The organism is Stenotrophomonas sp. TWI1151, assembly GCF_039673135.1.
GTDB lineage: Bacteria > Pseudomonadota > Gammaproteobacteria > Xanthomonadales > Xanthomonadaceae > Stenotrophomonas.
Map to the genome: position 1 here is coordinate 152,690 of NZ_JBDJLA010000003.1, position 26,996 is coordinate 179,685.

At 68.5% G+C, this 26,996-nt stretch carries 25 protein-coding genes; 2 read left to right on the top strand and 23 right to left on the bottom strand.

The genetic code is table 11. The features are described from left to right. Positions 1 to 192: 192 nt before the first annotated feature. Entirely contained in the window at positions 193 to 1,998 is a 1,806-nt protein-coding gene (locus ABE422_RS06505) for a monovalent cation:proton antiporter-2 (CPA2) family protein (protein WP_313209476.1), read from the top strand. 72 nt (positions 1,999 to 2,070) lie between these two features. Here the strand turns inward: ABE422_RS06505 and ABE422_RS06510 are convergent, their stop codons facing one another. From ABE422_RS06510 to ABE422_RS06610, 21 genes are all read right to left on the bottom strand, one after another. Then, a complete protein-coding gene (locus tag ABE422_RS06510) occupies positions 2,071 to 5,406 on the bottom strand; it encodes an ankyrin repeat domain-containing protein (protein WP_313209478.1) in 3,336 nt (1,111 codons plus the stop codon). Then, positions 5,399 to 5,665, bottom strand: a complete 267-nt coding sequence (locus ABE422_RS06515) for a YcgL domain-containing protein (protein ID WP_019185480.1) — start codon at positions 5,663 to 5,665, stop codon at positions 5,399 to 5,401. Before ABE422_RS06515 ends, ABE422_RS06510 begins: the two co-directional genes overlap by 8 nt. Positions 5,666 to 5,912: 247 nt before the next feature. Next, positions 5,913 to 6,356, bottom strand: coding sequence for an excinuclease ATPase subunit (locus ABE422_RS06520; RefSeq protein ID WP_346465675.1), 444 nt, complete (start codon positions 6,354 to 6,356; stop codon positions 5,913 to 5,915). A 76-nt stretch (positions 6,357 to 6,432) separates the two neighbouring features. Then, on the bottom strand, positions 6,433 to 7,674 hold the full coding sequence (locus ABE422_RS06525) for a beta-ketoacyl-ACP synthase (protein ID WP_313209484.1): 1,242 nt from the start codon (positions 7,672 to 7,674) through the stop codon (positions 6,433 to 6,435). Beyond that, positions 7,674 to 8,405, bottom strand: coding sequence for a 3-ketoacyl-ACP reductase FabG2 (locus ABE422_RS06530; protein WP_313209486.1), 732 nt, complete (start codon positions 8,403 to 8,405; stop codon positions 7,674 to 7,676). Before ABE422_RS06530 ends, ABE422_RS06525 begins: the two co-directional genes overlap by 1 nt. Continuing rightward, a complete protein-coding gene (locus ABE422_RS06535; protein ID WP_313209488.1) occupies positions 8,402 to 8,857 on the bottom strand; it encodes a hotdog family protein in 456 nt (151 codons plus the stop codon). The genes ABE422_RS06530 and ABE422_RS06535 overlap by 4 nt, the downstream gene beginning before the upstream one ends. A 2-nt stretch (positions 8,858 to 8,859) precedes the next feature. Then, positions 8,860 to 10,047, bottom strand: a complete 1,188-nt coding sequence (locus tag ABE422_RS06540) for a beta-ketoacyl-[acyl-carrier-protein] synthase family protein (RefSeq protein WP_346465673.1) — start codon at positions 10,045 to 10,047, stop codon at positions 8,860 to 8,862. Continuing rightward, on the bottom strand, positions 10,044 to 10,595 hold the full coding sequence (locus ABE422_RS06545) for a DUF3261 domain-containing protein (protein ID WP_313219313.1): 552 nt from the start codon (positions 10,593 to 10,595) through the stop codon (positions 10,044 to 10,046). The genes ABE422_RS06540 and ABE422_RS06545 overlap by 4 nt, the downstream gene beginning before the upstream one ends. Next, entirely contained in the window at positions 10,583 to 11,824 is a 1,242-nt protein-coding gene (locus tag ABE422_RS06550) for an NAD(P)/FAD-dependent oxidoreductase (RefSeq protein ID WP_313209496.1), read from the bottom strand. Before ABE422_RS06550 ends, ABE422_RS06545 begins: the two co-directional genes overlap by 13 nt. Positions 11,825 to 11,867: 43 nt before the next feature. After that, positions 11,868 to 14,213, bottom strand: coding sequence for an MMPL family transporter (locus ABE422_RS06555; RefSeq protein ID WP_346482695.1), 2,346 nt, complete (start codon positions 14,211 to 14,213; stop codon positions 11,868 to 11,870). Continuing rightward, a complete protein-coding gene (locus ABE422_RS06560; protein ID WP_346463428.1) occupies positions 14,206 to 14,826 on the bottom strand; it encodes an outer membrane lipoprotein carrier protein LolA in 621 nt (206 codons plus the stop codon). The genes ABE422_RS06555 and ABE422_RS06560 overlap by 8 nt, the downstream gene beginning before the upstream one ends. Then, complete coding sequence (locus ABE422_RS06565; RefSeq protein ID WP_313219306.1) at positions 14,823 to 15,245, bottom strand: thioesterase family protein; 423 nt, start codon at positions 15,243 to 15,245, stop codon at positions 14,823 to 14,825. The genes ABE422_RS06560 and ABE422_RS06565 overlap by 4 nt, the downstream gene beginning before the upstream one ends. After that, the gene (locus tag ABE422_RS06570) at positions 15,232 to 16,788 is read right to left on the bottom strand and encodes an aromatic amino acid ammonia-lyase (protein ID WP_313209504.1); all 1,557 of its coding nucleotides are present in this window, start codon (positions 16,786 to 16,788) and stop codon (positions 15,232 to 15,234) included. The genes ABE422_RS06565 and ABE422_RS06570 overlap by 14 nt, the downstream gene beginning before the upstream one ends. Next, positions 16,778 to 17,725: an acyltransferase gene (locus ABE422_RS06575; RefSeq protein ID WP_313209506.1), complete on the bottom strand. Its 948-nt coding sequence runs from the start codon at positions 17,723 to 17,725 to the stop codon at positions 16,778 to 16,780. The genes ABE422_RS06570 and ABE422_RS06575 overlap by 11 nt, the downstream gene beginning before the upstream one ends. Then, positions 17,722 to 18,507 (bottom strand): glycosyltransferase family 2 protein, encoded by a 786-nt coding sequence (locus ABE422_RS06580; RefSeq protein ID WP_313219303.1) that lies wholly within the window; start codon positions 18,505 to 18,507, stop codon positions 17,722 to 17,724. The genes ABE422_RS06575 and ABE422_RS06580 overlap by 4 nt, the downstream gene beginning before the upstream one ends. Continuing rightward, positions 18,500 to 20,185 (bottom strand): AMP-binding protein, encoded by a 1,686-nt coding sequence (locus ABE422_RS06585; protein WP_346463437.1) that lies wholly within the window; start codon positions 20,183 to 20,185, stop codon positions 18,500 to 18,502. Before ABE422_RS06585 ends, ABE422_RS06580 begins: the two co-directional genes overlap by 8 nt. Beyond that, a complete protein-coding gene (locus ABE422_RS06590) occupies positions 20,178 to 20,729 on the bottom strand; it encodes a hypothetical protein (RefSeq protein ID WP_088433443.1) in 552 nt (183 codons plus the stop codon). Before ABE422_RS06590 ends, ABE422_RS06585 begins: the two co-directional genes overlap by 8 nt. Before the next feature lie 22 nt (positions 20,730 to 20,751). Then, positions 20,752 to 21,009 carry an acyl carrier protein gene (locus ABE422_RS06595; RefSeq protein WP_019185496.1) on the bottom strand — a complete coding sequence of 86 codons (258 nt, stop codon included), beginning with the start codon at positions 21,007 to 21,009 and terminating at the stop codon, positions 20,752 to 20,754. A 20-nt stretch (positions 21,010 to 21,029) separates the two neighbouring features. Further along, a complete protein-coding gene (locus tag ABE422_RS06600) occupies positions 21,030 to 21,290 on the bottom strand; it encodes a phosphopantetheine-binding protein (protein WP_019185497.1) in 261 nt (86 codons plus the stop codon). After that, positions 21,277 to 22,080, bottom strand: a complete 804-nt coding sequence (locus tag ABE422_RS06605) for a lysophospholipid acyltransferase family protein (protein ID WP_313209526.1) — start codon at positions 22,078 to 22,080, stop codon at positions 21,277 to 21,279. Before ABE422_RS06605 ends, ABE422_RS06600 begins: the two co-directional genes overlap by 14 nt. Continuing rightward, positions 22,073 to 22,807: a beta-ketoacyl synthase chain length factor gene (locus tag ABE422_RS06610; protein ID WP_313209528.1), complete on the bottom strand. Its 735-nt coding sequence runs from the start codon at positions 22,805 to 22,807 to the stop codon at positions 22,073 to 22,075. The genes ABE422_RS06605 and ABE422_RS06610 overlap by 8 nt, the downstream gene beginning before the upstream one ends. A 180-nt stretch (positions 22,808 to 22,987) precedes the next feature. Here ABE422_RS06610 and ABE422_RS06615 point away from each other — a divergent pair, with 180 nt between their 5' ends. After that, positions 22,988 to 24,010, top strand: a complete 1,023-nt coding sequence (locus ABE422_RS06615; RefSeq protein WP_313219298.1) for a pteridine-dependent deoxygenase — start codon at positions 22,988 to 22,990, stop codon at positions 24,008 to 24,010. A gap of 539 nt (positions 24,011 to 24,549) precedes the next feature. Here ABE422_RS06615 and cydB read toward each other — a convergent pair. Both cydB and ABE422_RS06625 read right to left on the bottom strand, forming a co-directional pair. Then, positions 24,550 to 25,563: a cytochrome d ubiquinol oxidase subunit II gene (gene cydB, locus ABE422_RS06620; protein WP_313212568.1), complete on the bottom strand. Its 1,014-nt coding sequence runs from the start codon at positions 25,561 to 25,563 to the stop codon at positions 24,550 to 24,552. 1 nt (position 25,564) lies between these two features. After that, a complete protein-coding gene (locus ABE422_RS06625) occupies positions 25,565 to 26,962 on the bottom strand; it encodes a cytochrome ubiquinol oxidase subunit I (RefSeq protein WP_313212569.1) in 1,398 nt (465 codons plus the stop codon). Between the last annotated feature and the right edge of the window lie 34 nt (positions 26,963 to 26,996).

Sequence of the window (26,996 nt, forward strand, 5' to 3'; positions counted from 1 at the left end):
CGCCAGCAGCGGCGGGCAGTCTGGACCCGGGTGTGACGCAGGTCAACCCTTGTGCGGGACGCCGTTCCGGTGGGAGTCGCCTTCCGCACCCATCGCGGTCGCATAATGGCGCGTGGCCCCGGCCACAGGCCCCGGTCCGCCCGGGGAGGCTTTCCACCCGCACGGCACACGACCCCATGAGCAGGTTCCCCCATGCATAGCGGCGCGCTCGAGCTGGCCCTGGTGCTGCTGCTGGCCGCGGTGATCGCGGTGCCGGTGTTCAAAAAACTCGGCCTGGGCGCGGTGCTCGGCTATCTGGCGGCTGGCGTGGTGCTCGGCCCGGATGGCCTGGGTTTCGTGCAGGACGCCGACCGCATCCTCAGCGCCGCCGAGATCGGGGTGGTGATGCTGCTGTTCGTGATCGGCCTGGAGCTGTCGCCCGCCCGCCTGAAGGTGATGCGCCGCTCGGTGTTCGGTGCCGGCGCACTGCAGGTCGCGCTGAGTGCCCTCGTGCTGGGCAGCCTGCTGATGCTGGATCACTTCCAGTGGAAGAGCGCGTTGATCGTCGGCATCGCGCTGGCACTGTCCTCCACGGCGGTCGGGCTGCAGCTGCTGTCCGAACACAAAGCGATCAACAGCGATTACGGGCGCCTGGGCTTCGCCATCCTGCTCTTCCAGGATCTGATCGCGATCCCGTTGCTGGCGGCGATTCCGCTGCTCGGCGGTGCGCGCAACGACACTCTGCAGTGGAACGACGTGGCGATCGCGATCGGCGCGCTGGCGGTGGTGATCCTGTGCGGACGGCCGGTGCTGCGCCGGCTGTTCAACATCATCGCGCGCACGCGCAGCCCGGAGGTGTTCACCGCCACCGCGCTGCTGGTCGTGCTCGGCACCGCATGGTTCATGCAGGAGGCCGGGCTGAGCCCGAGCCTGGGCGCGTTCCTGGCCGGTGTGCTGTTGTCCGATTCGGAATTCCGCCACGAGCTGGAATCGCAGATCGAACCGTTCAAGGGCCTGCTGCTCGGCCTGTTCTTCATCGCCGTGGGCATGGGCATCGACCTGGACCGCATCGTCGCCGAGCCGATGATGATCGCCGCCGGCGTGGCGATCCTGCTGGTGGTCAAGTTCGGCCTGCTGTTCGGCATCGGCAAGCTGGCCAAGCTGCGCACGCGCCACGCGGTGCTGCTGGGCAGCGTGCTGTGGCTGGGCGGCGAGTTCGCCTTCGTGGTGTTCAACGAAGCCCAGCGCGCGCACCTGCTTGGCAGTGCCAACCATGATCGGCTGGTGGCGATCGTCGGCCTGTCGATGGCGATCACGCCGCTGTTGATGATCGGCCTGATCCGCCTGCTGGGCCGCGATGACGGTCCCAAGGCGCCGGCCCAGCCCGCCGACAAGGTCGACATCACCGATGTACAGCCGCAGGTGATGATCGCCGGCATGGGCCGCTTCGGCCAGGTGGTGGCGCGCCTGCTGACCGCGCAGAAGATCCCGTTCGTGGCGCTGGAGTCCAATCCGGATACGGTCTCGGACCTGCGCCGCTTCGGCAACAAACTCTATTACGGCGACCCCACCCGGCCGGAGATGCTGCGCGCCGCCGGCGGCGAGCACATCCGCGTATACGTGGTCACACTGGATGATCCGGACGCCAACATGCGGGCCACGCGGCTGATCCGGCGCATGTATCCCGATGCGGTGGTGCTGGTGCGCGCACGCAACCGCCAGCATGCGTGGCGGCTGATGGACATGTCCGCCGAGCCGTTCCGCGAGGTGTTCGGCACCAGCCTGGAACTGAGCGAACGGATGCTGATCGCGCTCGGCATGTCGGTGGAGACCGCACGCAGCCATGTGCAGCGCTTCCGCGAGCATGACGAGAAGCTGCTGCGCGATCAGTACCTGGTCTACGACGACGAAGCGGCGGTGATCCAGACCTCGCGCGATGCGCGCGCGGACCTGATGCATCTGTTCGAGGCGGATGCGGAGAGTGATGGGAAGGGTGTGGACGGCAACCCGCCGCGTTGATGAACCTGCAGGTGCACCTGCCCGTGCCTCATTGAGCGCTGCCGGCCAGCGGCCGGCACTACCAGGCGGGGCTCAGCCGTTATCGCGCAGGAACCGGGCCATCGAGGACACGCCCGGTACCAGCGGTTCGAATTCGCCGGCGACGTCGATGAAACCACGCATCACCGCGATCTCGCGCGGGCTGCGGTTGAGTGCGTCGCGCACGTCCGGGTCGGCGCCGGCACGCAGCAGGCGCTGCACCAGCAGCGGCAGGCCGTGCAGGGCCGCCAGATGCAGCGGGCCGAAGCCACGCGGATCCCGCACGTCCAGCGAGACCTCTTCGTCCAGCAGGCGCTCCACCGCGGCGAGCACGATCTGCTCGTCGCAGGCGGTGCCCGGTTCGGCGCGGGCGCCGAGCAGCAGCAGCAACGGCGTGACCGAGCCGGCGGCGGCCTGGTCCGGTTCGGCGCCGGCCAGCAGCAGGGTGTCGAGCAGGGCCAGCAGACGCGAGCGGTCGCGCGCACTGAAACCGTATAGCGCGGCGCAGTGCAGCGGGCCGAGCTGCTGGGCATCGCCCGCATGGACGTTGGCACCGGCGGTGAGCAGACGCGAAACAATGTCCGGCAGGCCCAGCGCCGAGGCCAGCATCAGCACGGTGACCCCGCCCGGCAGGCGGTATTCCAGTTCGGCACCGGCATCGAGCAGGGCCGAGACGATATCGATCTGGCGCATGCTGACCGCCGCCGACAGCGGCGTCGCACCGCTGGCCGCGGCGTGCTGCGGATTCGCACCACGGGTGAGCAGCAGGTCGACCACGGCCAGGTGCCCGCCACCGGCGGCACGCAGCAGCGCGGTGCAGCCTTGGGCGTCGACCACATCCACGGCGAAACCGAGATCGATCAGGCGACGCACGGCATCGGCGTCACCGGCCATCGCGGCCGCCGGCAGGTCGCCGTCGCGCAACGCGCGGCGCGGCAGCGGCCACACCCGCCAGTCCAGCCAGTCGGCCAGATCGCGGCGGCCGATCGACAGCGCCACGCCCAGCGGGGTCTGGCCGTCGGCGGCGCGGGCTTCGGGTGAGGCGCCCTGCTGCACCAGCAGCTTGATCGAGCCTTCGCGCGCGAGCGCGGTGGCCAGATGCAGGGCGGTCATGCCATGGCTGTCGCGCGCTTCGCGGTCCACGCCTTGAGTGAGCAGCGCCTGCTGCAGCCGCAGCCAGCCCAGCCGCACGGCCAGCGACAGCGGCGGATCGCCGGCCGGCGATGGCGCGAACGGATCCGCGCCGCGTTCCAGCAGTTCAAGGGCAAGCTGTTCCAGCCCGCGTGAGGCGTGGTCGTGCTGGGCGCAGGCGCTCAGCAGACGCGCCAGGCCACCGCGACCGGCCGGGGACACGCCACGGCGCAGCAGCACCTGCAGCGCCGGCACCGCGTCGATGCCCCGCGCCAGCAGCGCGAACATCGGGGTATCACCGCACGCATCCAGCACTTCCGGCGCCGCGCCGTGCGCGAGCAGCCAGTCCAGCGCCTGCGGATCCAGCGCCAGTTCGGCGTCGTGCAGCAGCGCACCCAGTTCCTCCGGCGCGCACAGGCGGGCCAGCGCGGCCATGCCCTCCACGTTGCCGAAGCTCAGCGCTTCACGCAGCAGTTCCAGTGGCGGACGGTCCGGCAGCGAGGGCGAGGCTGTGTCCCCGTCGCCGGACATCACCAGCCCATCGCTGACCGCGGACGGCAGCGGATAGGCGGGATCCAGCAGCGAGACGATCGCCCAGCGCCCGGCACCGGCGGCGATATCCACGGCACGGCGGCCCTGCGGGTCGGCCACGTCCACGGCGATGCCCAGATCACGCAGGCGGCGCACCAGCAGTGGCGAGACGTTGTCGGCCATGCAGGCCAGCAGCACCGCGTTGCGGCCTTCGCCATCAACCGCATTGAGATCGGGGTGGTGCGGCAGCAGGTGTTCGACCACGCCGGCCCGACCACCGCGCGCGGCCTCCAGCCACGGCGTGCGCGCCAGTCCGTCGCGGGCTTCCAGATTGGCGCCGGCGGCGAGCAGCACATCGATGATGTCGACATGGCCGGCCAACGCGGCTTCGTGCAGCGCGCTGCGGCGCTGGCGGTCGCGCGCATCGGCGCGGGCCTTGTGCTTGAGCAGCAGCTGCACACCGGCGGGATCGTCTTCTTCGGTGCCCGCGGCCGCCAGCAGCACGGGCGTTCCCTCGGCCGGCTCGGTCTTGGCCCCGCGTTCCAGCAGGAACTTGGCCAGGCGCCAGTTGCCCACCTGGCAGGCCACCGCCAGCGGTGACCAGCCATCGTCGTTCAGCGCGTCCACTTCGGCAGCGGCGTCGCGCAGCAACGCGGCGACGCCGGGATCGGAGCTGCGCGCGGCGTGGTGCAGGGGGGTGTTGCCTTCGCTGTCCACTGCACGCGGGTCGGCGCCGTTGGCGAGCAGGGTCATCACCGCCTCGGGGCGGCCGTGCCAGCTGTCGCGGGTGGCGGCCAGCAGCGGGGTCATGCCGCGGTGCGGCGCATTGACCCCGACGCCGCGGGCAATCAGTTCACGCAGCAGCCGCAGGTCAGGCAGCACCGCGGCGAGCACCGCCAGGCTGCGCTGGTCGCGCCAGGCCGGGTCGGGCAGGCCGTGCGGATCGGCGCCGGCCTGCAGCAGCTGCAGGGCGCGGTCGACCCGGCCGCTGCGCGCGGCGTCATACAGCGCCGGCTGTTGTTCGTGCAGGCCGATCGATTCGAGCGGCTTGGGCTCGGGGTATGGCTCGGCAAAGGGATCGGCGCGGTCACCGCGCGTCTCGGCCGGCACCGGCGCACCCAGGCTCGTCGCCGGCGCGATCGCCTGCAGCAGCACGTGCGCCAAGGGCGAGAGCAGCACGACCGCAGCGGCGATCGGCCAATGCAGCGCGTCCGACACCAGGCCCGGCCACGCCGGCAGCACCACCAGCGCGCACACCAGCACCACCAGTGCGGCCACGGCCAAGCCGCGCCAGGCGGTCAGGTCGCGCCCGGCCAGGGTCTGCCAATGCCGGGCCAGACTGCCCTCGCTGCGTTCCACGTCATTCCACAACGGCCAGGTTCGCCAGACCCCGAGCAGCGCGGCACTGACCGCCACGCTCAGGCCAAGCACGGCGGCCAGGCTGCCGCTGTCGTGCAGTGCGCTCAGCGGCCAGGCCACCAGCAGGGTCAGCAGCAGCGGGCCAAGGGACCACAGCGCCAACAGCGCGGGCGCGTCGTGGCGGGCCACCTGGGGCAATGGCTGCAGCGGGCGCGTCCGGCGCCACCACGATACCGCCAGCGCGAACGCCGGCTGGGCCAGCGCGGCGCACACCGCACCGGGCACGCCACCGACGGCCGCGGCCAGGGCCAGCAGCACACCGAGCGCGGCAGCGGAGGCAACAGCGCGAGGGCGTTGGGAGTCAGTCATTGCGTCGCGGGAACCGGACCGGCGCCAACGGGGGCGGCGGCAGCTGCAGGTGGAATCCACGCTCGGTCAGGTTCTGGCGCACTTGTGCGGCATCGACCTGGGCAAGGCGACGGTCGGGAGTCAGGGCCACTTCGAGAACGAACTGGAACGGCGCCAGCGAGGCCTTTACCGCGTCAGGGATGACCGAGAAGTCATCACGAACGGCGAGATAGACGAAGCTGTCCTGCTTGCGTTGGCTTTTATAGACGTAGGCTTGCATGCCGCAGGGCTTTGCCCAGGGTAGTGAATGACAATGATTGTGGAGGAAAGCCGGCACAGGTGAAAGCCGCGTGCACTGTCCACCGTCGGTTTTCCGTCGCGCGACAGCGTCAGGTTCATCAATGTCGCGATGTCGTTCAGCTGGGCGCCGCTGCAGTCTGCCCGCGCCGCCGTGATGAATGCGTATCTGCGGCGGCCTGGGCAGGGGCAGCCGACCACCGCCCGGGGGAGGCGGTGGCCGTGTCTGCTTACTTCACCTTGGCGTAGGTGCCCTTCAGTGCCACGCCGGCCAGGATCGCGCCCGCATAGCATTCGTAGTTGGTGGTGCTCTTGAACTCGTTCTTCTTGTAATAGCTGACGATGTCGACCACCGCATTGGCACCGCGCGACTTGGCACCGTCCTGCAGCGCGCGCAGCGCCGACAGGGCCACCCAGCGGCAAGCGTCGGCATCGCTCTTGTTGGCGGCGTTGGTCTTCTTGTTGGTCACATCCTCGCCCAGGCGCTGCAGCACGCTGACTTTCTCGCCGGCCAGATAGAACTTCACGCTGCCGTCGATGCCGACGTTGCGGGCTTCGGCGGAATTGACCAGCTCATGCAGCGACTGCTCCACGCGGGTATCGCGGGCCTGGGCGGTGCCGGCGACGGCGACGGCGAGCAGGGCGGTGGCGGCCATCAGGGCAAAACGACGCATTCAACTTTCTCCTTGTTGGTGGGACGCGAGGGGTCTACGGAAACGGCCGGCCCGCACGGCAGGCCGGAAACAGCGGTCAGTCCTGCCAGCGGCGGAAGATCAACGAGGTGTTGATGCCACCGAAGGCGAAGTTGTTGCTCATGACGTAGTCGGTCTGCAACGCGCGGCCTTCGCCATCGATGTAATCCAGCACGCCGCAGCGCGGATCGACCTCGTGCAGATTCAGGGTCGGGGCGAACCAGCCGTCACGCATCATCTCGATGCTCAGCCAGGCCTCGAACGCGCCGCAGGCACCGAGCATGTGGCCGACGTAGCTCTTGAGCGAACTGATCGGCATGCCCGGGCCGAACACCTGGTGGGTGGCCTGCGTTTCGGCGATGTCGCCGTGCTCGGTGGCGGTACCGTGCGCGTTGACGTAGCCGATCCGTTCGGCGGCCAGGTCGGCGTCTTCCAATGCCAGCCGCATCGCCTGGGCCATGGTGCCGGCGCTGGGCTGGGTGACGTGCTGGCCGTCGCTGTTGGTGCCGTAGCCGACCACTTCGGCCAGGATCGTGGCACCACGCGCCTGTGCATGCTCCAGCTCTTCCAGGATCAGCGTGCAGGCGCCCTCGCCCAGCACCAGGCCATCGCGGTGCGCATCGAACGGGCTGGGCGTGGTCTGCGGCGCGTCATTGCGCACGCTGGTGGCGAACAGGGTGTCGAACACCGCCGCGGCGGTGGCATCAAGCTGCTCGGCACCACCGGTGACCATCACCGTCTGCTTGCCGCTGCGGATCGCTTCATAGCCCGAACCCACGCCCTGGCTGCCCGAGGTACAGGCGCTGGAGGTGGTGTAGACGCGGCCGGACAAGCCGAAGAACACGCCGATGTTCACCGGCGAGGTGTGGCTCATCATCTTCAGGTAGGTGGTGGCGCTGATGCCTTCGGTGGTGTGCTCATGGAGCATGCGGCCGAACTCGGCGGTGGCCTCGTGGCTGCCCGAGGACGAGCCGTAGGCCACGCCGGCCATGCCACTGCGCAGCACAGGGTGGCCGAGCAGGCCGGCTGCCTCCAGCGCCAGCTCGGTGGCACGCACCGACATCACCGCCACCTTGCCCATGCTGCGGGTGGTCTTGCGGTTGTAGTTGGCCGGGAGCTCGAAATCCTCGGCTGGCGCGGCCAGGCGGGTATTGAGGCCATCAAACACTTCCCACTCGGGGATGTAGCGCACCGCGTTGGTCCGCGCCTGCAGGCGCGCGCGGATGCTCGCCCAATCCTGCCCGAGCGGGCTGATGGCAGCGGCGCCGGTCACCACCACGCGACGATCGGAGCCGGCCATCAGACCATGCCTCCGTTGACCGAGATCACCTGGCGGGTGATGTAGCCGGCCGACTCGGAGAGCAGGAAGGACACGGCCGCAGCGACCTCTTCCGGCTGGCCCAGGCGGTTGGCGGGAATCAGCTTGAGCGCGTGCTCGACGACTTCTTCATTGACCATCTCGGTCTCGATCAGCCCGGGGGCCACGCAGTTGACGGTGATCGCGCGGCTGGCCAGCTCCAGCGCCAGCGCCTTGGTGGCGCCGATGATGCCGGCTTTGGCCGCACTGTAGTTGGTCTGGCCGCGGTTGCCGACCAGGCCGGACACCGAGGACAAGGTCACGATGCGGCCCGGTTTGCGCCGGCGCACCAGCGGCATCACCAGTGGGTGCAGCACGTTGTAGAAGCTGTCCAGGTTGGTGTGGATGACCGCATCCCAATCCTCGGCCGGCATCGCCGGGAAGGCACCGTCGCGGGCGATGCCGGCATTGCAGACCACCCCGTAATAGGTGCCGTGCTCGGCGATGTCCGCTTCCAGCGCGGTGCGCGCGGCATCGCGGTCGGCCACATCGAACATCAGCACCCGGGCCTGCCGGCCCAGCGCCTGGATCTCGGTCACCACGGCCTGTGCGTCTTCGATGCGGCTGCGGCAATGCACCACCACGTCGAAGCCGTCGCGCGCGCAACGCAGCGCCACGGCACGGCCGATGCCACGGCTGGCGCCGGTCACCAGCACGGTCAAATTCCCTGTCATGCCTCTCCACTCTCCAGATAAGCCGCTGCATCCGTGGGTTGGAACACGGAAACGTTGGCAACTGCCACTTCGATATCGTCCGCCAGGATCCGGCAGGCGAACATGCCCAGGCCATTCTCGCCCAACAGCTCGCAGTTCGCCTCCACCCGCAGGCAGCTGCCGGCGGCAAAGTATGGCCGGTGGGCGGTGTAACGACGGCTGCCGAGCAGGAAGCCGATCGAGGGTTCCGCACCGGTCTGCCAGGCGCGGCACCCGGCCCAGGCGGCGATCGCCTGGGCCATGTATTCGACCCCGACCCAGGCGGGCACGCCGTCGGGGGTGCAGAACAGACCCTGCGTCGGGACGTCCACCTCGACCGCGATGGATTCGTCCTGCCAGGCCACCACGCGGTGGATCAGGCGCATGCTGTCGCGGTGCGGAAGCACGGCGTCGATGTCGGGGGGCAGCGGCATGCTCATCCCTTGGCCAGTGCCAGCACGGCATTGCTGCCGCCAAAGGCAAATGAGTGACTGAGCACGTGCTGCAGCGGCTGCGCGGCACGCGTCCCGGGCGCCACCAGCGCCAGTGCCGGCAAGGCGTCATCGGCCTGTCCATCCCACCAGTGGGTGGGCAACTGCTGGTCGGGGTTGTCGGCCAGCGTCATCCAGCACAGCGCCGCTTCGATCGCGCCGGAGGCACCCAGCGTGTGCCCGGTCAGCGGCTTGGTTGAGCTGGCCGGCACCTGCGTGCCAAGCACGGCGGCGACCGCCTGGCTTTCCATCGCATCGTTGTGGCCGGTGGCGGTGCCGTGCAGGTTCACGTAGTCGATCTGCGCGGGCGTCAGGCCGGCCCGGTCCAGCGCCTGCTGCATCGCATCGATCGCCCCGCGTGCCTGCGGATCCGGCGCGGACATGTGGTGCGCATCGGAGGATTCCCCCCAGCCGGAGAGCCGCACCGGGCCCGGCTCGCGGGTCATCAGGAACAGCGCCGCGCCCTCACCGATGTTGATGCCGTTGCGGTTGACGGAGAACGGATTGCAGCGCGCCGCCGAGACCGACTCCAATGCGCTGAACCCGGCCACGGTGAACCGGCACATCGAATCGGCGCCACCGGCCACCACCGCATCGACCACGCCGGCCTGCAGCAGGCGCGCGGCCGACATCAGCGCCTTGGCGCTGGACGAGCATGCGGTGGAGATCGTCCACGCCGGGCCGGTGCTGCCGATCCGCTCGCGCACGAAGCGCGCGGCGGTGCCCATTTCCTGCTGGGCGTAATGGAAATCGGCCGGCCACACACCATCGCGGTGATGCGTACGCAGTGCATTTTCCGATTCGCCGATGCCCGAGGTGCTGGTGCCGATGATCACCGCCACGCGATCGGCACCGAAACGGGCCACGGCGGCAGCGATGCCCTCGCGGATCTGCTCCAGTGCGGCCTCCAGCAGGCCGTTGTTGCGGCCACGCAGGGCCACCGGCAAGGCGGCCAGGTCCGGCAGCGGCGCATGCACTTCGCCCAGCGCCAGCGTGCGCCCGGGGAGGATCTCAGCGTTGTCGCGCAAACCACCGGGCTGCGCCGCGAACAGGCCGTCGCGCACCTGGGCGCGGTCGGCACCCAGCGCGCAGATCACCCCCAGCTCGTTCAGATAGACCGCGCTACTGCTCACTCTTGGCCCTGCCCCATGTCCATCGATTCGATCACCAGTTCATAGCCCTCGGCCAGGTTGCGCAGGCGCACGCGGCCGTCGGGGAGGCTGTCGCGCACCAGCCAGGGTTTGCCGCCCTGCTCCAGGCTGCGCACGCCATCGGTCTCCTGCAGGGTCCAGCCGGCGGGCAGCGCGGCACGGATCGCCGCCGCCGGCCACAACGCGAACTGCAGGTCGTCCAGCACGCGCTCGCCGCGCACCTGCGGCGGCAGCCAGGGGGCACGGGTCTGTTCAAGATGCTGCCCGTCCCAGACCATGCGCACGCCGGTCTGGCCCATCGCCTGCACCGCCAGCCGCACCTGCTCGGCATCCACTTCCAGCAGCGCATCCAGCTCTCGCTGGTGGCTGCCGAAGCGGAACTGCAGGCGCTGCTGCAGCTGCACCGGTTGCGGCAATGCCGACGGCGCCAGCTGCAGCGTGGGCAGCTGCACCAGCGGTGTGGGCATGCGGGTGCTGGCACACGCGGCCAGCAGCAGGCTCAGCAACAGGGTCAGGATCAGGCGCTGCACAGTTCCTCCAGCACGCGCAGGCGCCGGCCGCTGGCATCGGCAACATACGGGTTCTGCGTGTCCCAGGCGTAGCCGGCCAGGATCGAGGAGATCATGCGGCGTACCTCCGGCTGCGGATCGGGATGGTAGATGATCTTCTGGAAGCCACCGGCGTACCAGGCTTCGACAAAGCGACGGAAGGTCTTCACCCCGGCGCGCAGCGGCACCGAGAACGCCTGCTCCCAATCCACCGTCTCACCGGCATGCTCGCGCGCCAGGCACTCGCTGGCCAGCTGCGCCGACTTGAAGGCAATGGTCACGCCCGAGGAGAACACCGGGTCCAGGAACTCGCCGGCATTGCCCAGCAGCGCATAGCCCTCGCCCCACAACGAGGAGACATTGGCCGAGTACCCGGTGATGGTGCGCACCGGCAGCACCGCCCATTCGGCGTTGCTGAGCAGGCGGGTCAGGTTCGGGTCTTCGCCGACGATGGCCTGCAGCTTCTCCAGATCGGTACCGGGGTAGCGCTCGAAGAAACTCGGCTCGGCGACCACGCCCAGCGAGCAGCACCCATTGGAGAACGGAATCGTCCAGTACCACACGTCCACGTGCTCGGGATGGGTGGTGATCAGGATCTTGTTGCGGTCAAACCCCGCGCCGGCCGGAATGTGGTCACGCACGTGGCAGAAGATCGCGCCGCGCACCGGGAAGTTCGACGGCGACTCCAGCTTCAGCAGGCGCGGCAGCAGCCGGGCGAAACCGCTGGCGTCGAGGATGAAACCGGCCTCGATGGTGTACTCGCTGCCATCCGGGCGGCGCACCTGCACCTGTGCCGGGCGGCCGGGCTGCACCGAGAGCACTTCATCGCCGAAGCGCAGCGTGGCACCCATGCGCTCGGCACCGCGCGCCAGCACATCATCGAAGTCGGCGCGCTGCACCTGGTAGGTGGTGCCCCAGCCCGGCGAGAACTTGTCGCGGAAGTCGAACTCGGTGGTCGCTTCGCCGCGCACGAACGCGGCGCCGTTCTTGTACTGGAACCCGGCCTGCACCACATCCTGCAGCAGCCCGGCGGCCTCGATGTACTCCATGCTCTGCGGCAGCAGGCTCTCGCCGATCGAGAAGCGCGGAAACTGCTGGCGCTCCAGGATCAGCACCTGGCGGCCCTGCCTGCGCAGCATCGCGGCGGCCACGGAGCCGGCCGGGCCGGCGCCGATGACCAGGATTTCAGTACGTTCCACCTGCGGGTTCATCGATACATCCTTGATCAGTGCATGAAAGGAAAAACGCGGTCGCTCAGTGCGGGGCGTCGTGCGGTGGTGGGCGGAACAGCGGCGAAATCAGCCAGACCAGGCCGATGCCGAACAACAGGGTCAGACCGAACGCGCGCAGCGCCGGCGTGGCCGACAGCCCCAACAGGCCGAACGACAGCCAGGTACTGGCCGCGCCGACGCACACGGCCAGCCAGGCACTGGCATCGCCGCGGTGCTCGATCAGGAAGATGCCGTAGTCGATGCCCATGCCCAGCAGCAACATGAGCGCGAGTACGTTGAACAGCTGCAGCGGTTGCCCGAACTGGCCCAGCAGGGCCAGCGTCAGCGCACCGGCAACCAGGGTCGGGGCGAGCACGCGCCAGGCCTGCCCGCGGTAGCGCCAGTACAGCACCGCGAACACCAGCGCGATGCCGATCAGCAGCAAGCCGCTCATCAGCTTGCGATAGTGCTTGAGCAGCTGCGAGAAATCGGCGGTACGGTCGACCCAGCGCACCCCATCAATGCCCTTGGCCTGTGCTTCCAGCACAGCCAGTGCATCGGCGCGGGAGAGGTCATCGACCATCACCACCGAGGCCACGCCCTGCCCGACCGTCCCCAGCCACAGGTGGCGGAACGGCATCGCCGCCGGCGATGCGAGGAAGGCCTCGGCCTGCAGATCCTGCGCGGCATAGGCCGGGCGCAGCAATGGCTCGCCCACGGCCTCACCGACCCGGGCCAGCACCTGCGGCTCGACCTTGGCCGTCAGCGCGGCATCAGCATGCTGGCGCTTCTGCGAAGGCAGCCAATCGCTGATCGCGCGGTAGCCGCCGATCTGCTTGTCTGCTTCCAGCACGCGCAGGCGGTCGATCAGCGCTTCTTCGCGCTCGAGCACCTGCTCGGCGGTATCACCCTGGACCAGATAGAACTGCGCCGGGCTGGGCATGCCCAGCATCTGGCTGATGCGGATCTGCTGGGCGATCAGCTCCGGTGGCGACGACTGCAGGCTGCGCAGGTCATCGTTGGTCTGCAGGCGCGCGATGCCGATCGCCGAGAGCAGCGTCACCACGCCCAGGAACATCGCCGCCTTGCGCCCATGCAGGCGCGGCCAGCGCTCCAGCGTGGCGCCGAGCCAGCGGGCGAAGCCGGTACGACGGATTTCGCCGCCATCCAGCCACGGGAACCAGAAGATCACGGTCAGGAAGGCGGCGGCCAGGCCCACCACCGAAAACAGCGCCATCTGGCGCAGCCCCGGGAACGGGGCCAGCCCCAGCGCGAGATACGCCAGCGCGCTGGTCAGCAACGCCAGCCACAGGCCCGGCAGCAGATGCCGCAGCAGCTTCCAGCGACGGTCAGCCGGCTCGGCCTGGCGCGAGGCGAACCAGTGGATGCCGTAGTCCTCGGCAACACCGACCAGTGACGCTCCAAACACCAGCGTCAGCACATGCACCTTGCCGAACACCAGCACCGTCACCGCCAGCGCGACACCGCAGCCGATCAGCAGCGAGGCGGCCACCAGCAGGATCGGGCGCAGCGAGCGGAATGCCAGCCACACCAGCAGCAGCACCGCGGCCAGCGAGCCCCAGCCGATCGTGTTGATTTCCCAATTGGCCTGCACCGCAGCGGCCTCGGCATGCAGCGGCACACCGGCACGCAGCACCTCCAACCCCGGCGCCTGCCTGGCGGCGGCCTCGGCGGCGGTGTCCAGCAGCAGATCGATATGGCGCTCGCCATCGAGCTGGAACGCCGAACCGACCGTGTCGTACTGCACGATCGACCAATGCTTGCCATCGGCCTCCAGCAGGCCGTCGTCGCCCATCTGCAGGCCCGAGCCCAGCGCGCGTTCCTGCCACCACTGCGGCCACAGCGACAGCGGATCCTGGCGCCATTCGGTCAGCCGCGGTGCGCCCATCGGACCGTACAGCGCCGCCAGTGCCGACTCGGCCAGGCCTTCGGTGGGCTCGTTCTGCAGCCGCTCGCGCTGTGCGCTGGTCAGCAGGCGGTCGCGGTAGGGAGCGTAGAACGCACGCGCCTGATCGAACCAGCCTTCGATCGAGCCGCTCTCGTGGAGCAGCGCCTTGCCGTCGGCGCTGTCGCGCAGGGTGGTGCGGAAGGCCGCCTCGGCCGCCTTGGTCTGCGCCGCATCGGTACTGCCCAGCAGCACCACGATCTGGCGCGCATTGGCATCGGCGATGCGCCGGGTGACATCGGACAGCAGGCGATCATGCGCGTCCTGCGGCAGCAGCGCGAGGATGTCGGTGTCGATCCGCGATTCGCTCTTCCACAGCTGCCACTGCTGCACGCCCAAGCCGACCAGCACCAGCAGCCAAACGATGGCCAGCCAGCGCCAGAGGCGCTGCAGGCGGCCGTTCGAGGTCAGCACGTCATTCAAACCTGCGACCCTCGTCGGTGCTCAGCGTGGCCGGCGTATCGCTCATGCCGGCAAAATGGATGCGGGTGACATCCTGGTTGGCCTCGTTGATCTGGACCTCGCGCACGTAACGGTCGCCGCTCAGGGTGAGCTGCGCGAACACCTTGCCGAGCATCGCCGAGCGCGGGGTCAGCTGCATTTTCCAGGCGTTGCCAGGCAGCACCTCGACCTTGACCGTGAACTGGGCCGACAGCGCCTGCGCATCGCCGCTCATCAGCGCGAACATGATCGCGTTGACCGAGCGCATCGCCGGCTGCTGGCGGCCATCCAGTTCGACCCGGCTGCTGCCATCGCTTTGCCGGCTGAGGATGCGGTCACGGGTGACCACCACCTCGGACGGGAACGGCTTGAGCGTGGTCCAGATCACCCCGTGGTCCTGGGCCAGCACGAAGCGGCCCTGCGAGCGCAGCGGGTTCTTGAAGCCGGCGACCTGTTTCTCCTGGGTGAACTCGCCACGCAGCACGTCGACCTTGGCCACGCGCTGTTTGACGGCCTCCACATCGGTGGCGGCAAGCGCCGGGGCGACCACGGCCAGCATCACCAGCACGCACAGCGTGCGCAGCAAACGGTTCATTGCGGTTGCACTCCCAGACGCTCCCACAGCACCGGCGGGCACAGGTAGAGCATTTCATTGGTGGCCGCGTCGACCGCGACCTGGATGGTGTGGGCGCGGGTCAGCGTGGTACCGCTTTCCGCATCCACGATGTCGTAGGCGATCTTCAGGCGGTTTTCCCACTCGGTGATCGTGGCGCGCACGCGCAGCGCCTGGCCGTACAGCAACGGCCGGATGTACTTGACCCGCGCATCGACCACCGGCCACAGGTAGCCCGAATCGCGCATCTGCGGGTAGTCGTAATCGTGGCGCTGCAGCAGTGCGCAGCGCGCGATCTCGAAATACTTGAAGTAGTTGCCGTGCCAGACCACTTCCATGGCGTCGCAGTCATGGAAGGCCGGCGACAGCGTCACCTCGAAGCTCAGATCAGGCGTGGACATACAACTCCCAGCGCTGTGCGCGGATATCGTCCAGCAGGGCGCGCAGCTCGCCATCCAGCGCGCGGTCTTCCTCGATCAGCGCGATGCGCTCGGACAGGTCCTGGTACATCGCGGCCAGATCGCCGTGCAACGTCGCTTTCATGCCGACACGCTCGCGCAGGGCCATGCCCTGGCGGGCAGTGATCAGCAGCGCGGCGACGACCTGTTCGGTCAGTTCGATCACGCGCAGGCAATCGCGCGCGGCGATGGTGCCCATGCTGACCTTGTCCTGGTTGTGGCATTCGGTGGAACGCGAGAACACCGAGGCCGGCATGGTCTGCTTGAGCGCTTCGGCGGTCCACGCCGAGACACTGATCTGCAGCGCCTTCAGGCCATGGTTGATCGCGGCACGCTCACCGGTGGCGGCCGACAGGTTGGCCGGCAGACCGTGGTTGAAGCGCGCATCCACCACCAGCGCCATCTGCCGATCAAGCAGATCGGCCAGGTTGGCGATGGTGTTCTTCAGCGCATCCATGGCGAAGGCGATGTGGCCGCCATAGAAATGGCCGCCGTGCAGGATGCGCTCGCCCTCGACATCGATCAGCGGGTTGTCGTTGGCGCTGTTGAGTTCGGTTTCGATCAGCTGGCGGAAGAACGGCAGCGCGTCCTGCACCACCCCGATCACGTGCGGGGCGCAGCGCAGCGAGTAACGGTCCTGCAGCCGCTGTTCGTTGCGCGGCGGGCGATCGCTGTGCAGGTCCTGGCGCAGGCGCGCGGCGATCTGCGTCTGCCCCGGGTGCGGTTTGGCGGCGAACAGCATTTCATCGAAGTGGTGCGCGTTGCCGTCGCTGGCCAGCACGTTGAACGCGGTCAGGCGCGTGGCCAGCCTGGTCAGGTAATCGGCACGGTCATAGGCCAGGCAGGCCAGCGCGGTCATCACGGCGGTGCCGTTCATGATCGCCAGGCCTTCCTTGGGGCGCAGCCGGAGCGGGGTCATGCCGATCTCGGCCAGCACCTCGGCCGCCGCGCGGCGCGCGCCCTGGTACATCACCTCGCGCTCGCCACACAGCACCGCAGCCACGTAGGACAGCGGGGTCAGATCGCCACTGGCACCGACCGAACCCTCGGCCGGGATCAGCGGCAGCACGTCGTGGCGCAGCAGCGTGGCCAGGCCCTGCAGCAGCGGATGGCTGACGCCGGACATGCCACGCACCAGCGAGGCCAGGCGTGCAGCGATCACCGCACGGGTCTCCTGCGGATCCAGGAAACGACCCAGGCCACAGCCGTGGTAGGTGAACAGGTGGTGCGGCAGCTCGGCCACCAGCGCCGGCGGAATGTTCACCGTGCACGAATCGCCGTAGCCGGTGGTCACCCCGTAGATGACGCCATCCTCGCGCAGCAGGCGATCAAGGAAATCCGCGCCGCGCTGGATGCGCGCGGTGAATGCCGCATCGTCGGTGACGACGGCCTGGGCCTGGCGCTGCGACAGCGCGACCACGTCTTCGATGGTCAGCGGCGCATCGCCGAAGCGGACGGAGGGTGCCTGATCGGCCTTACTTGCCATGAGATGCCTGATCCCAGAAGGGGAAGAAATTGAACCAGTCCAAGGGTGCCTGGGTGACCTGAACTTCCAGCCACCGGGCGAAATGTTCAGCCTGCGCGGTCAGCGCGGCGTCACGCGAACCGCGCGGCAATACGATGCGATCGGTGAACTGTTCAAAGCGCACCTGGTAGCCTCGGCCATGATGCAGGCAGGCCATGGTGTAGACCGGACAGGCCAGCGCCGCAGCGAGCACATAGGCGCCGATCGGGAACTGCGCGGTGTGGCCGAGGAACGAGGCCGGTACCGTGCGCCCGCCGCGCAGCGGCACGCGATCGCCGACGATGGCCACAAAGCCCCCCGCCTCGACCCGGCGCTGCAGCTCGACGGCGGTGGCCGGGCCCATGTCGGTCACCTGCAGCAGTTCCACCGAGGCCAGCGGATCGAGCCGCTGCATCAGCCGGTTGAAACGCTGCGCGTGCGCGGTGTGCACCAGCACGGTGATGTGGAAGCCGGGCACCTGCTCGGCCAGCACCTGGCACAACTCCAGGCAGCCGATATGCGCGGTGAGGATCAGGCCACCTTCGCGGCGCGCGATCCTGTCCAGCACCAGGTCACGCTGCAGATAGATGCGCTCGGGCGGATAGCGGCCGCCCAGGCCCAGCAGCTTGTCGAGCATGGTGTCGGCAAACAGCGCGAAGTGCTTCAGGCTCTGCCAGCGGCCCGGCGGCGTGGCAAACACGCCGGTGTGCGCCTGCAGACGCTGCAGATACTGCAACGAAGACTCGCGCGCGAGCCGGTTGGTCAGCCAGTGGCACAGCACCACCGGATACACGCACAGGCGGAACGGCCAACGGCCGAACCAGCGGTGTACCCAGCACAGGAACAGCACGCCGGCGGCCGAGGTCGACTCGCCGATGTCGGCCCAGTGCGGGGCGCTCCCAGGTGCAGGCGTGGTCATGGGCGAGGACCTGCGAGGCGTTGCCACAGCAGCCGCGGCGCGCGCCACAGCATCCCGAAGAACAGGCGCGCGTGCATGCGGCTAATGCGTACGTTGTCGCGCCACACATCAAAGTGCGAGACGCCATCGCTGGGATAGGTGACGGCCGTCGGCACGTTGATCACCTTGACCCCGCGCCAGAACAACCGCACCAGGATCTCGCTGTCGAAATCCATGCGACGGCCGATGGTTTCCTCACCGATCAGGCGCGTCACCGGCGCCAGCGGATACAGGCGGAAGCCGCACATCGAGTCGCGGATCTGCAGCGACAGTGTGTTGATCCAGACCCAGATATGCGTGGCATAACGGCCGTACAGGCGCGCCTTGGGCACGCTGGCATCGTAGGCGGGCGTGCCGCAGATCACCGCGTCCGGCTGCGCCTGCGACAACGCGACGAAGCGCGGGAGGTCACCGGTGTTGTGCTGGCCATCGGCATCGATCTGCAGCACGTGGCTGTAATCCAGACGCGCGGCCTCGGCGAAGCCGGCCAGCATCGCGCCGCCCTTGCCCTGGTTGACCGGCAGCCGCAGCAGCGTCACCTGCGGTGCGTGCGCGTGCGCCAGGGCATCGAGCACCCGTGCGCAGTCCAGATGCGAACCATCGTCCACCAGCAGGCACGGCAGGCCACTGGCGAGCACGCCCTGCACCACCGCGCCGATCGCATGCGCGTGGTCGTATACCGGGATCACCACCAACGGGGCGAAGGCCGGCCTGCTCACGCCACTACCGGTGTCATCATGCATCGCCGAACACCACCCGGCCGCTGGCATGCACGCCATGGTCGGAGACGTATCGGAAGCTCATCGCCGATTTGGCCGCGTCCCAACCCAGGCTCAGCTGCAGGCAGTCGCCCGGCCGCGCCACGTGCTGGAACTTCACCGCATCCATCCGTACGAACCGCGGCGGCATCGTGAAGGCGCTACGGCCGTAGTGGATTGCCCAGTCCAGCTGGACCACGCCGGGCAGGATCTTCGCCTGCGGGAAATGCCCGTCGAACGCGACCAGGTCAGGATCCAGAACGAACTGCAGCGACGCGGTGGTGTCATCGCGCTGCTGCCACTCGGCCATCGGCATCAACGGGCGGAACAGCGCCGCCAGTGCCGCGGCGGTGACCTTGCCCTGCGCATTGAAGGGAAGTTCGTCGATGAAGCGCCAGCGGCGCGGCCGGGTCACCGCGTCATGGCTGCGGGCCAGATGCGCGCTGAGCTGCTGCGCCTGGCGGCGGCGCTCGGCGTCATCCCACTGCGCGGCGCCCGTCGCCTGCGGCACCACCACGGCGGCCAGCTGTTCGCGCGCGCCCGGCAGCACCAGCACGCGCACCTCCTGCACGGCCGGGTGCGCGCGCAGCTGCTGCTCGAGGGCATCCAGCGAGACGCGCCGCTCTTCGATCTTGACGATGCGATCGGCGCGGCCGAGCAGGCGGAAGCTGTGGCCGTCATCGGCCACGGCACGGTCCTGGGTCAGCCACCAGTCTTCGCTCGCCAGGTGCGGCGAGCGGACCGCCAGGCAGCCCTCGTCGATCCGCCAGGCGACGCCGGGCAACGGATGCCACTGCGGCCGCGCTGCACTCCAGCGCCGCCACGCAACGCCACCGGTTTCGCTGCTGCCGAAGACTTCGGTCGGGGCCACGCCCATCAAGGCGCGCACCTGCAGCGCCGCCTCGGTCGGCAGCGGACCGCCAGAGGAGAACACCGCGCGCAGCTGACCGCCCAGCGAGGACCAGTCCAGCTGCTCGGGCAGGCGTTTGAGATGGGCCGGGGTGGCCACCAGCACCGACGGCTGGCCGCCCAGCGCGCTGACCAGGTCTTCGTGGAAGAACCGGCGCGGCTGGATCGCGCGTCCGGCCACCAGCGGCCACAGCACCCGGAACAGCAGCCCGTAGATGTGCTGGTGCGAGACCGTGCCCTGCACCTGGGCGCCGTCGAACTGCTCGCCGAAGGCGGCCTGCAGCGCATCCACCTCGCGGGTCAGCTGGCGCATGCGTTTGACGATGGCGCTCGGCGCGCCGGTGCTGCCGGAGGTGAACACCACCAGTTCCAGCGCCGCGTCGTCCAACGGCTGCAGCACCTGCTCCGGATCGGCCGCCGCATCGGGCTGCAGCGGCGCATACCGGGCCGGCACGTCGCCGGCGAACCCGGCCACGCGCGGGCTCAGTCCTTCCAGCGTGGCCGGCAGGTTGTCACCGCCCAGGAACACACGCTTGCCGGCATGCCAGGCCCCCAACAGGGCGGCGGCGAAGGTCAGCGTGTCATCGAAATACAGCGCCCAGTCGGTGCCGGGGGCACGCGCGAACGCCTGCTGCCAGCACAGTACCTGTGCGCGGAACTGCGGGTGCTCCACCACGGTGTCGCCGGCGATGCCGACGATGCGGCCCGGGCGCGGGGCCAGCGCCAACCGGTCCAGTGCGATCCACTCAGCCATGGGCATGCGCCGCCTTGACCCGTCGCCGGACCAGCCATTCCCCGCCAAACAGAGCACCCATCATCACGTAGGCCAACAATCCGTTGTAGAACGCCCAGACCTGGTTGGACGCCCACAGCGCCGTGGCCAGGGCCAGACTTCCGTTGAGAACAAAGAAGCCGCACCAGATCCACGTGACGCGACGGGTATAGATCACGGCGAACGGCGGCAGGTCCGGCTCACTCAGCCGCGCCAGGCGCTCCACGGCACTGGGCCCGAAGCGCAGGCTGGTGGCGAAGATGACCAGCATCACCGCGTTCACCAGCGCCGGGTACAGCTTCAGCGGCAGGGCCTCGTTGAAGGCCGTAGCCACCAGGGCGAGCACACCGGTGCCGAGTGCGGCCACCCACCACACCGCCTGGCGGGTGGTCAGCGCGCGCAGCGCGGCCAGGGTGAACAGCAGCAGCGACAACCAGCGCGGCTCGAACCGGCCCAGCGACAGGTAGACCACCAGCGGGTATGCCAGCGACAGCAACGCAAACGCCGCGACGCGTACCCGGACCATGGTCAGTCTTCAGCGATGGCCGTCAGGCGGCCGCTTGACCAGGCAACAGCCCGTGCACCACATCCACGATGTCCTGCACGGTGCGCACCTGCTTGAACGCTTCCGGCTGCAGATTGCGGCCGAGCAGCGGCTTGAGCTGCACGATCAGGTCGACCGCGTCGATGCTGTCGATGTCCAGGTCGTCATACAGCCGCGCGGCGGGCGTGATACGGCTCGGCTCGATCTCAAAGCTGTCCTTGAGGATCTTGACGATGCGCTCGAAAAGTTCGTTCTTGGTCATGGGTAAATCCTGACGCGCCGTTAGGACGGCTGGCGTGCGGCGACAAACTCGCTCAGGGCACGCACGCTGGAGAAATGGCGACGGGTCTCTTCCGAATCGGCTGACAGGCTGACACCGTACTTTTTCTGCAGGGCCAATCCAAGTTCCAGCGCGTCGATCGAATCCAGGCCCAACCCCTCTACAAACAAGGGCGCGGCGGAATCGATGTCTTCGGGAGTGATGTCTTCCAGTGAAAGCGATGAAATGATCAATTCCTTGATCTCGTGCTCAAGTGCCTGCACGGGTCGGGTCTCCAGCGAAGTCGAAGTAATGGGCAAGATGATCGGTCACACGCCTGGCCGCCAAGGCATCCCCCCTGGGCGCATCGCCGGTCTCGTTCAGAAACGGGGCAATCGGGAGATCCTCCCCGACTTCCAGCTGAACGTGAAATCGCCGTGATGGCACACGATACCATTTCTGGCCCTTGGTCAGGGTCAGCGGGGTGCAGGTGATCCGCACCGGGGTGATGTCCAGCCGGCCCCGCACCGCGATGTTGGCCGCCCCGCGCTGCAGGCGCAGCGGCTGTCCCGGCACGGTGCGGGTGCCCTCCGGGAAGATGACCAGGTTGCCGCCGGCCTGGACCGCCGCGATGCAGTCATCGATCAGGCCCGCTCCGTCGTCGTTGGAGACATAGCCGGCCGCGCGGACCGGGCCGCGCATGAACGGGTTGCGCGCCACGGCCTGCTTGACCACGCAATCGGCATTGGGCAGCTGGGCGATCAGCAGCACCACGTCGATCAGGGTCGGGTGGTTGGCCAGGATCAGCAGGCCGTTGCGTTGCAGGCGCTCACCCCCGCGGATCTCATAGGTCATCAGCCCGAGCCGGCGCATCAGGCCGACGTGCGTGGCGAAGCTGCCCTGGACCAGGCGCCGCGCCAGCACGCGCCGGCGCACCGGGTCGCGGATCAGCAGCAGCGACAGGAACAGCAGCCCGCCCAGCACCAGCCCGCCGAGCCCGAAGGCGGCAAAGCTCAGCCCCGTGCCCAGCACCCGCCAGGCATGGTTGATCCGGGCCGGCCAGCGCTCAGCCATGGCGTTGCCAGGTCCAGCGTTGGCCATCGGCCTCCAGCCCCAGCGAAGGCGCACCGGCCAGCAGGAAACGCAAGGCTTCCAGGCCATGCGGCAGACCGTCGGAGGGGCGATCCTCGCCGCCTGCCCCCCAACCCAGCGACAGCCGGGTGCCCGGACCGTCGGCCGGTCCCAGCCGCCAGCACCAGGCGAAGAACGGATCGGGCTCGTCGGCGAAGCCGGCGTAGATCGGTGGCAAGGGCGATTCATAGACCACCAGTCGCACCTCGGGCGCGCCATCGGCGAGCAGGCCGAAGGCCTCCATGCAGGCGGTCTCGACCGTGGCCCGGCCAGCCGCGAGGGCCAGATAGTTGCCGCGATGGCCGCGGGCAATCGAATACAGCGCGGCGATCGCGTTGTGCACCGACAGGCCGAAGCCGGTTGGCGACATCGGCTGGTCTGCGCTCAGGGTATTGAGCAGTTCCATCGAACGGGCCACGTCGCCATGCCGCGAGGCGAACACCAGCGGCACCTGGCCACCGTCGTCGGGCTGCTCGCACCAGCACGCGGTCTGGATCGCCATGCGCCCCAGCCGCTCGATCCGGCGGCGCTGCATGGCCGGCACTTCGGACAGTGCCGGCGTGTCCTCACCGGTCGGCAGCCAAGGGGCCTCTGCCCACGCCTGCCACTGCTCCCGGGTGGTGATGCCTGGCGCCCAGGCCGACCAATCCACTACTGAAAACTCGATCATTCACGCCAACATGATGGATGGGTACCAGGACGGGCACGAGCCAGGGTGGCCACGCGGATCGGCTCCCCATGCCAGCCGGACCGCGCCTGTCATCGACATCGTCCGGCGCCGGACGCGGTGCCGAGAAAGGAGCGCACGCTATCATGACACTCTCGGCACTGGCAGCATTCACATTCTGAAATGAGCAACACGATCGACCACGCAACGTCCCCGGCAATCGCTTTCCCTTCCTCCGGACCTGCGTGGTTCCATGTCGCCTACGCCCCGGCGGCGCACCGTGATGCCGCGCTGGCCGACCCGCAGACGCTGGCGGTGTTCGGCTTCGGCCTGCGCCACGCCGCGCTGGACGACCCGCGCTGGCTGCAGGTCCCGCTGGCCGAACAGGGTCCGGCGCAGATCGAGGTCTGGCGTGGCGGCACGCCGGTCGCGCACGGCACCACCGATGGGGTGCGCTGGTCGCACACCGACAGCCTGCTGTTCGGGGTGCTGGAGATTGACGAGGTCGACAGCGATATCGAGTCCGCCGCAGCCGAGGCCTATGCGCGGATGAGCGCGTTCCTGTCGCGCTGCGGCTATCCGCATCTGCTGCGCACCTGGAACTATCTGGACGCAGTGACCGAGGGCGATGGCGACGATGAACGCTACCGACGTTTCTGCGTGGGCCGCGTGCGGGGCCTGCGGGAACTGGATGAAGCCGCACTGCCGGCGGCAACCTGCATTGGCCGCTTCGACGGTGAGCGCCGGCTGCAGGTGTATTGGCTGGCAGCCCGCGAGCCGGGCCTGCCGCTGGAGAATCCGCGTCAGGTGAGCGCGTTCCGTTATCCACGCCAGTACGGGCCGCAGTCGCCGAGTTTTTCGCGGGCGCTGTTGCCGCCGTTGGCAACGGGGTTGCCGTTGCTGCAGTCCGGGACGGCGGCGATCGTGGGGCATGTGTCGCAGCACACGGGGGCGGTGGATGAGCAGTTGCGGGAGACGTTGACGAATCTGCAGAGTCTGGTGGATACGGCGCGCGGTCAGCGGCCGTCGCTGTCACCGGCGTTGGGGTCGACGTCGGTGCTGAAGGTGTATGTGCGGCGCGCGGAGGATATGGCGGCGGTGGCGGCGCAGATGGCGGCGCTGCCGACGGCCCCGCCGTTCGTGGTGTTGCATGCAGAGGTGTGCCGGGCGGAGTTGCTGGTGGAGATCGAGGGGCTGCACGGCTGAATTCTAGGCGTTGTCCTCCGTTTTACCGCCCTGCAGGCCCTGTAGTGCCGACCGTTGGTCGGCTGCTCTTTTCCAAGTCAACAGCCTTGGTCTGCCGGGCGTGCCTGGCCTGGGTCGGTGTGGGTGGGATGTCGGGACCCGCTGCAAGTACGTCCCTGTAAGCTCATGTGTTGCCATCCATGGCAACACATGGTCCCGCCACCCCACCCACACCGCCCCTTCGACAGTTGGCTGGTGCGCATCGGAAAGATCAACGGCAGGTCGAATCGGCCGCCTGACGTTTCTTCTTGATCAATCAAGCAGCTTTCATGCTGGGGTAGAGCCGACCGTTGGTCGGCTGCTCTTGACCCGTTTTTATGCGGTTGACTCTTCCCACTGACGACGCAGACCTTTCAGGGCGAGGGCGGTCGGACCCTGCCGGGACCGTCGGGCGCCATGGATGGCGCCCGTCGAGCCCCCAGGGATGGGTTTACGGCGCGTCCCGGCAGGGTCTGACCGCCCTCGCGCACACGGAACCGGGAATAGCCACCGTGCTTTCCTCAGTGATACCCCACATCCGCCCGCACCTTGCCGCGGAACACCCGGTACGACCAGGCCGTATAGCCCAGGATCACCGGCAGCAGGATCACCAGCCCGACCAGGCTGAAGCTCAGCGACGAGGCCGGCGCCGCGGCCTGCCACAACGTCATGCTCGGCGGCAGCAGGTACGGCCACATGCCCAGCACCAGGCCGATGAAGCCGAGGATGAACAGGGCCAGCGTCAACAGGAACGGCGGCAGATCGCGCTTGGGATGCATCGCGCTGCGCCACAGCGCGGTGGCGACCGCCAACGTCAGCAACGGCACCGGCGAGAGCCACCAGAAGTTGCCATCGCTGAACCAGCGCGCCATCAGGCGCGAATCCAGGAACGGCAGCCACGCGCTCACCAAGCCCATGAACACGATCACCGCCACCACCAGCGGGCGGGTCAAGGTGCGTGCAAAGGTCTGCTCGCGGCCTTCGGTCTTGAGGATCAACCAGGTGCTGCCGAGCAGCGCGTAACCGAACACCACGGCTGCGCCGGTCAGCATGGAGAACGGGCTGAACCAGCTGAAGGCGCCGCCGACATAGCGGCCATCCACGACCTGCAGGCCCTGCACGAGTGCGCCGAGAATCACGCCCTGCGCGAAGGCGGCCAGCAGCGAGCCCAGGCCGAATGCCACGCTCCACAGCTTGCGCGAGCGGTGCGCCTTGAAGCGGAATTCGAAGGCCACGCCGCGGAACACCAGCGCGACCACCAGCAACAGGACCGGCAGGTACAGCGCCGACAGCAGCGCCGCGTAGGCCTTCGGGAAGGCCGCCATCAGCCCGGCCCCGCCCAGCACCAGCCAGGTTTCGTTGCCGTCCCAGATCGGGGCGGCGGTGTTCATCATGATGTCGAGCTGTTCTTCATCCTCGGCCATCGGCGCGAGGATACCGATGCCAAGCACGAAGCCATCCAGCACCACGTACATCAGCACACCAAAGCCGATCACCGCGAACCATGCCACCGGCAGCCAGGTCGTCATCTCCATCTCAGCGCTCCTCCAGCGGTTCATCGGCACCGGACAGCGGCCGCGCCGGGGTGTGGCTGCCGGCATCCAGGGCCGGGGCCGGGTCATGCGGCTTGGGACCGGTGCGGATGATCTTCACCAGGTACCAGACACCCCAGCCGAACACGAACGCATAGCCGACGATGTACACGCCCAGCGAGAGCGCCGTCATCCACGCGCTCTGCGGACCCACGGCATCGGCGGTGCGAAGCACGCCATAGACCACCCACGGTTGCCGCCCCATCTCGGTCACGAACCAGCCGGAGATCAGCGCGATGAAGCCACTGGGCAGCATCCAGTTCCAGCCGCGGATCAGCCAACGCGACTGCAGCAGTTTGCCGCGCCACCACTGGAACGCCGAGACCCAGGCCAGCAGCAGCATCAGCGTGCCCAGCCCGACCATCACCCGGAACGCAAAGAACACCGGCACCACCGGCGGCCGGTCGCTGGCTGGCACCGAGGTCAGCGGATCGAACGTGCCCTCCAGCGAATGGGTGAGGATCAGGCTGCCCAGGCGCGGGATCGCGATTTCGTAATCGTTGCGCTCTGCCTTTTCATTGGGCACCGCGAACACCACCAGCGGCACGCCCTTGCCCTCGCCTTCGGAATGCCAGTGCGCCTCCATCGCCGCGATCTTCATCGGCTGGTGCTTGAGGGTATTCAGGCCATGCATGTCGCCGACGAAGATCTGTACCGGCACCGTCAGCGCGGCGAAGCCCACCGCCGCCAGCAGCATCTTGCGGCCGGCTTCGCGGTGCACGTCCTTGCGCAGGTACCACGCCCCCACGCCGCCGATCACGAAGCACGTGGTGATGAACGAGCCCAGGGCCATGTGCGCCAAGCGGTACGGGAACGACGGGTTGAAGACGATCTGCCACCAGTTCTGCGGGTGCACGATGCCATCGACCATCGCGTAACCGGCCGGCGTCTGCAGCCAGCTGTTGGAGGACAGGATCCAGAACGTGGAGACCAGCGTGCCCAGCGCCACCATGCAGGTGGAGAAGAAATGCAGGCGCGGCGAGACCTTGCCCCAGCCGAACATCATCACGCCCAGGAAGCTGGCTTCCAGGAAGAACGCCGTGAGCACTTCATAGGTCAGCAGCGGGCCGATCACCGTGCCGGCGACCTCGCTCAGCCGGGGCCAGTTGGTGCCGAACTGGAAGGCCATGACGATGCCGCTGACCACCCCCATGCCGAAGGAGACCGCGAAGATCTTCTGCCAGAAGAAATACAGCTCGCGCCAGACCGGATTGCCGGTGCGCAGCCAGCGCGATTCGACAAAGGCCAGCCAGCTGGCGGTACCGATCGTGAAGGCCGGGAACAGCACGTGGAAACTGATGACGAACCCGAACTGGATCCGGGACAACAACAACGCGTCCAAGAGACGCCTCCGACTGGCTTCTGAAATCCGCACC

Excerpts from the sequence above, each read along its gene's own strand:
- ABE422_RS06505 (WP_313209476.1), top strand. The coding sequence starts at position 193 with ATGCATAGCGGCGCGCTCGAGCTGGCCCTGGTGCTGCTGCTGGCCGCG.
- ABE422_RS06510 (WP_313209478.1), bottom strand. The coding sequence starts at position 5,406 with ATGACTGACTCCCAACGCCCTCGCGCTGTTGCCTCCGCTGCCGCGCTC.
- ABE422_RS06515 (WP_019185480.1), bottom strand. The coding sequence starts at position 5,665 with ATGCAAGCCTACGTCTATAAAAGCCAACGCAAGCAGGACAGCTTCGTC.
- ABE422_RS06520 (WP_346465675.1), bottom strand. The coding sequence starts at position 6,356 with ATGCGTCGTTTTGCCCTGATGGCCGCCACCGCCCTGCTCGCCGTCGCC.
- ABE422_RS06525 (WP_313209484.1), bottom strand. The coding sequence starts at position 7,674 with ATGGCCGGCTCCGATCGTCGCGTGGTGGTGACCGGCGCCGCTGCCATC.
- ABE422_RS06530 (WP_313209486.1), bottom strand. The coding sequence starts at position 8,405 with ATGACAGGGAATTTGACCGTGCTGGTGACCGGCGCCAGCCGTGGCATC.
- ABE422_RS06535 (WP_313209488.1), bottom strand. The coding sequence starts at position 8,857 with ATGCCGCTGCCCCCCGACATCGACGCCGTGCTTCCGCACCGCGACAGC.
- ABE422_RS06550 (WP_313209496.1), bottom strand. The coding sequence starts at position 11,824 with ATGAACCCGCAGGTGGAACGTACTGAAATCCTGGTCATCGGCGCCGGC.
- ABE422_RS06560 (WP_346463428.1), bottom strand. The coding sequence starts at position 14,826 with ATGAACCGTTTGCTGCGCACGCTGTGCGTGCTGGTGATGCTGGCCGTG.
- ABE422_RS06565 (WP_313219306.1), bottom strand. The coding sequence starts at position 15,245 with ATGTCCACGCCTGATCTGAGCTTCGAGGTGACGCTGTCGCCGGCCTTC.
- ABE422_RS06570 (WP_313209504.1), bottom strand. The coding sequence starts at position 16,788 with ATGGCAAGTAAGGCCGATCAGGCACCCTCCGTCCGCTTCGGCGATGCG.
- ABE422_RS06575 (WP_313209506.1), bottom strand. The coding sequence starts at position 17,725 with ATGACCACGCCTGCACCTGGGAGCGCCCCGCACTGGGCCGACATCGGC.
- ABE422_RS06580 (WP_313219303.1), bottom strand. The coding sequence starts at position 18,507 with ATGCATGATGACACCGGTAGTGGCGTGAGCAGGCCGGCCTTCGCCCCG.
- ABE422_RS06585 (WP_346463437.1), bottom strand. The coding sequence starts at position 20,185 with ATGGCTGAGTGGATCGCACTGGACCGGTTGGCGCTGGCCCCGCGCCCG.
- ABE422_RS06590 (WP_088433443.1), bottom strand. The coding sequence starts at position 20,729 with ATGGTCCGGGTACGCGTCGCGGCGTTTGCGTTGCTGTCGCTGGCATAC.
- ABE422_RS06595 (WP_019185496.1), bottom strand. The coding sequence starts at position 21,009 with ATGACCAAGAACGAACTTTTCGAGCGCATCGTCAAGATCCTCAAGGAC.
- ABE422_RS06605 (WP_313209526.1), bottom strand. The coding sequence starts at position 22,080 with ATGGCTGAGCGCTGGCCGGCCCGGATCAACCATGCCTGGCGGGTGCTG.
- ABE422_RS06610 (WP_313209528.1), bottom strand. The coding sequence starts at position 22,807 with ATGATCGAGTTTTCAGTAGTGGATTGGTCGGCCTGGGCGCCAGGCATC.
- ABE422_RS06615 (WP_313219298.1), top strand. The coding sequence starts at position 22,988 with ATGAGCAACACGATCGACCACGCAACGTCCCCGGCAATCGCTTTCCCT.
- cydB (WP_313212568.1), bottom strand. The coding sequence starts at position 25,563 with ATGGAGATGACGACCTGGCTGCCGGTGGCATGGTTCGCGGTGATCGGC.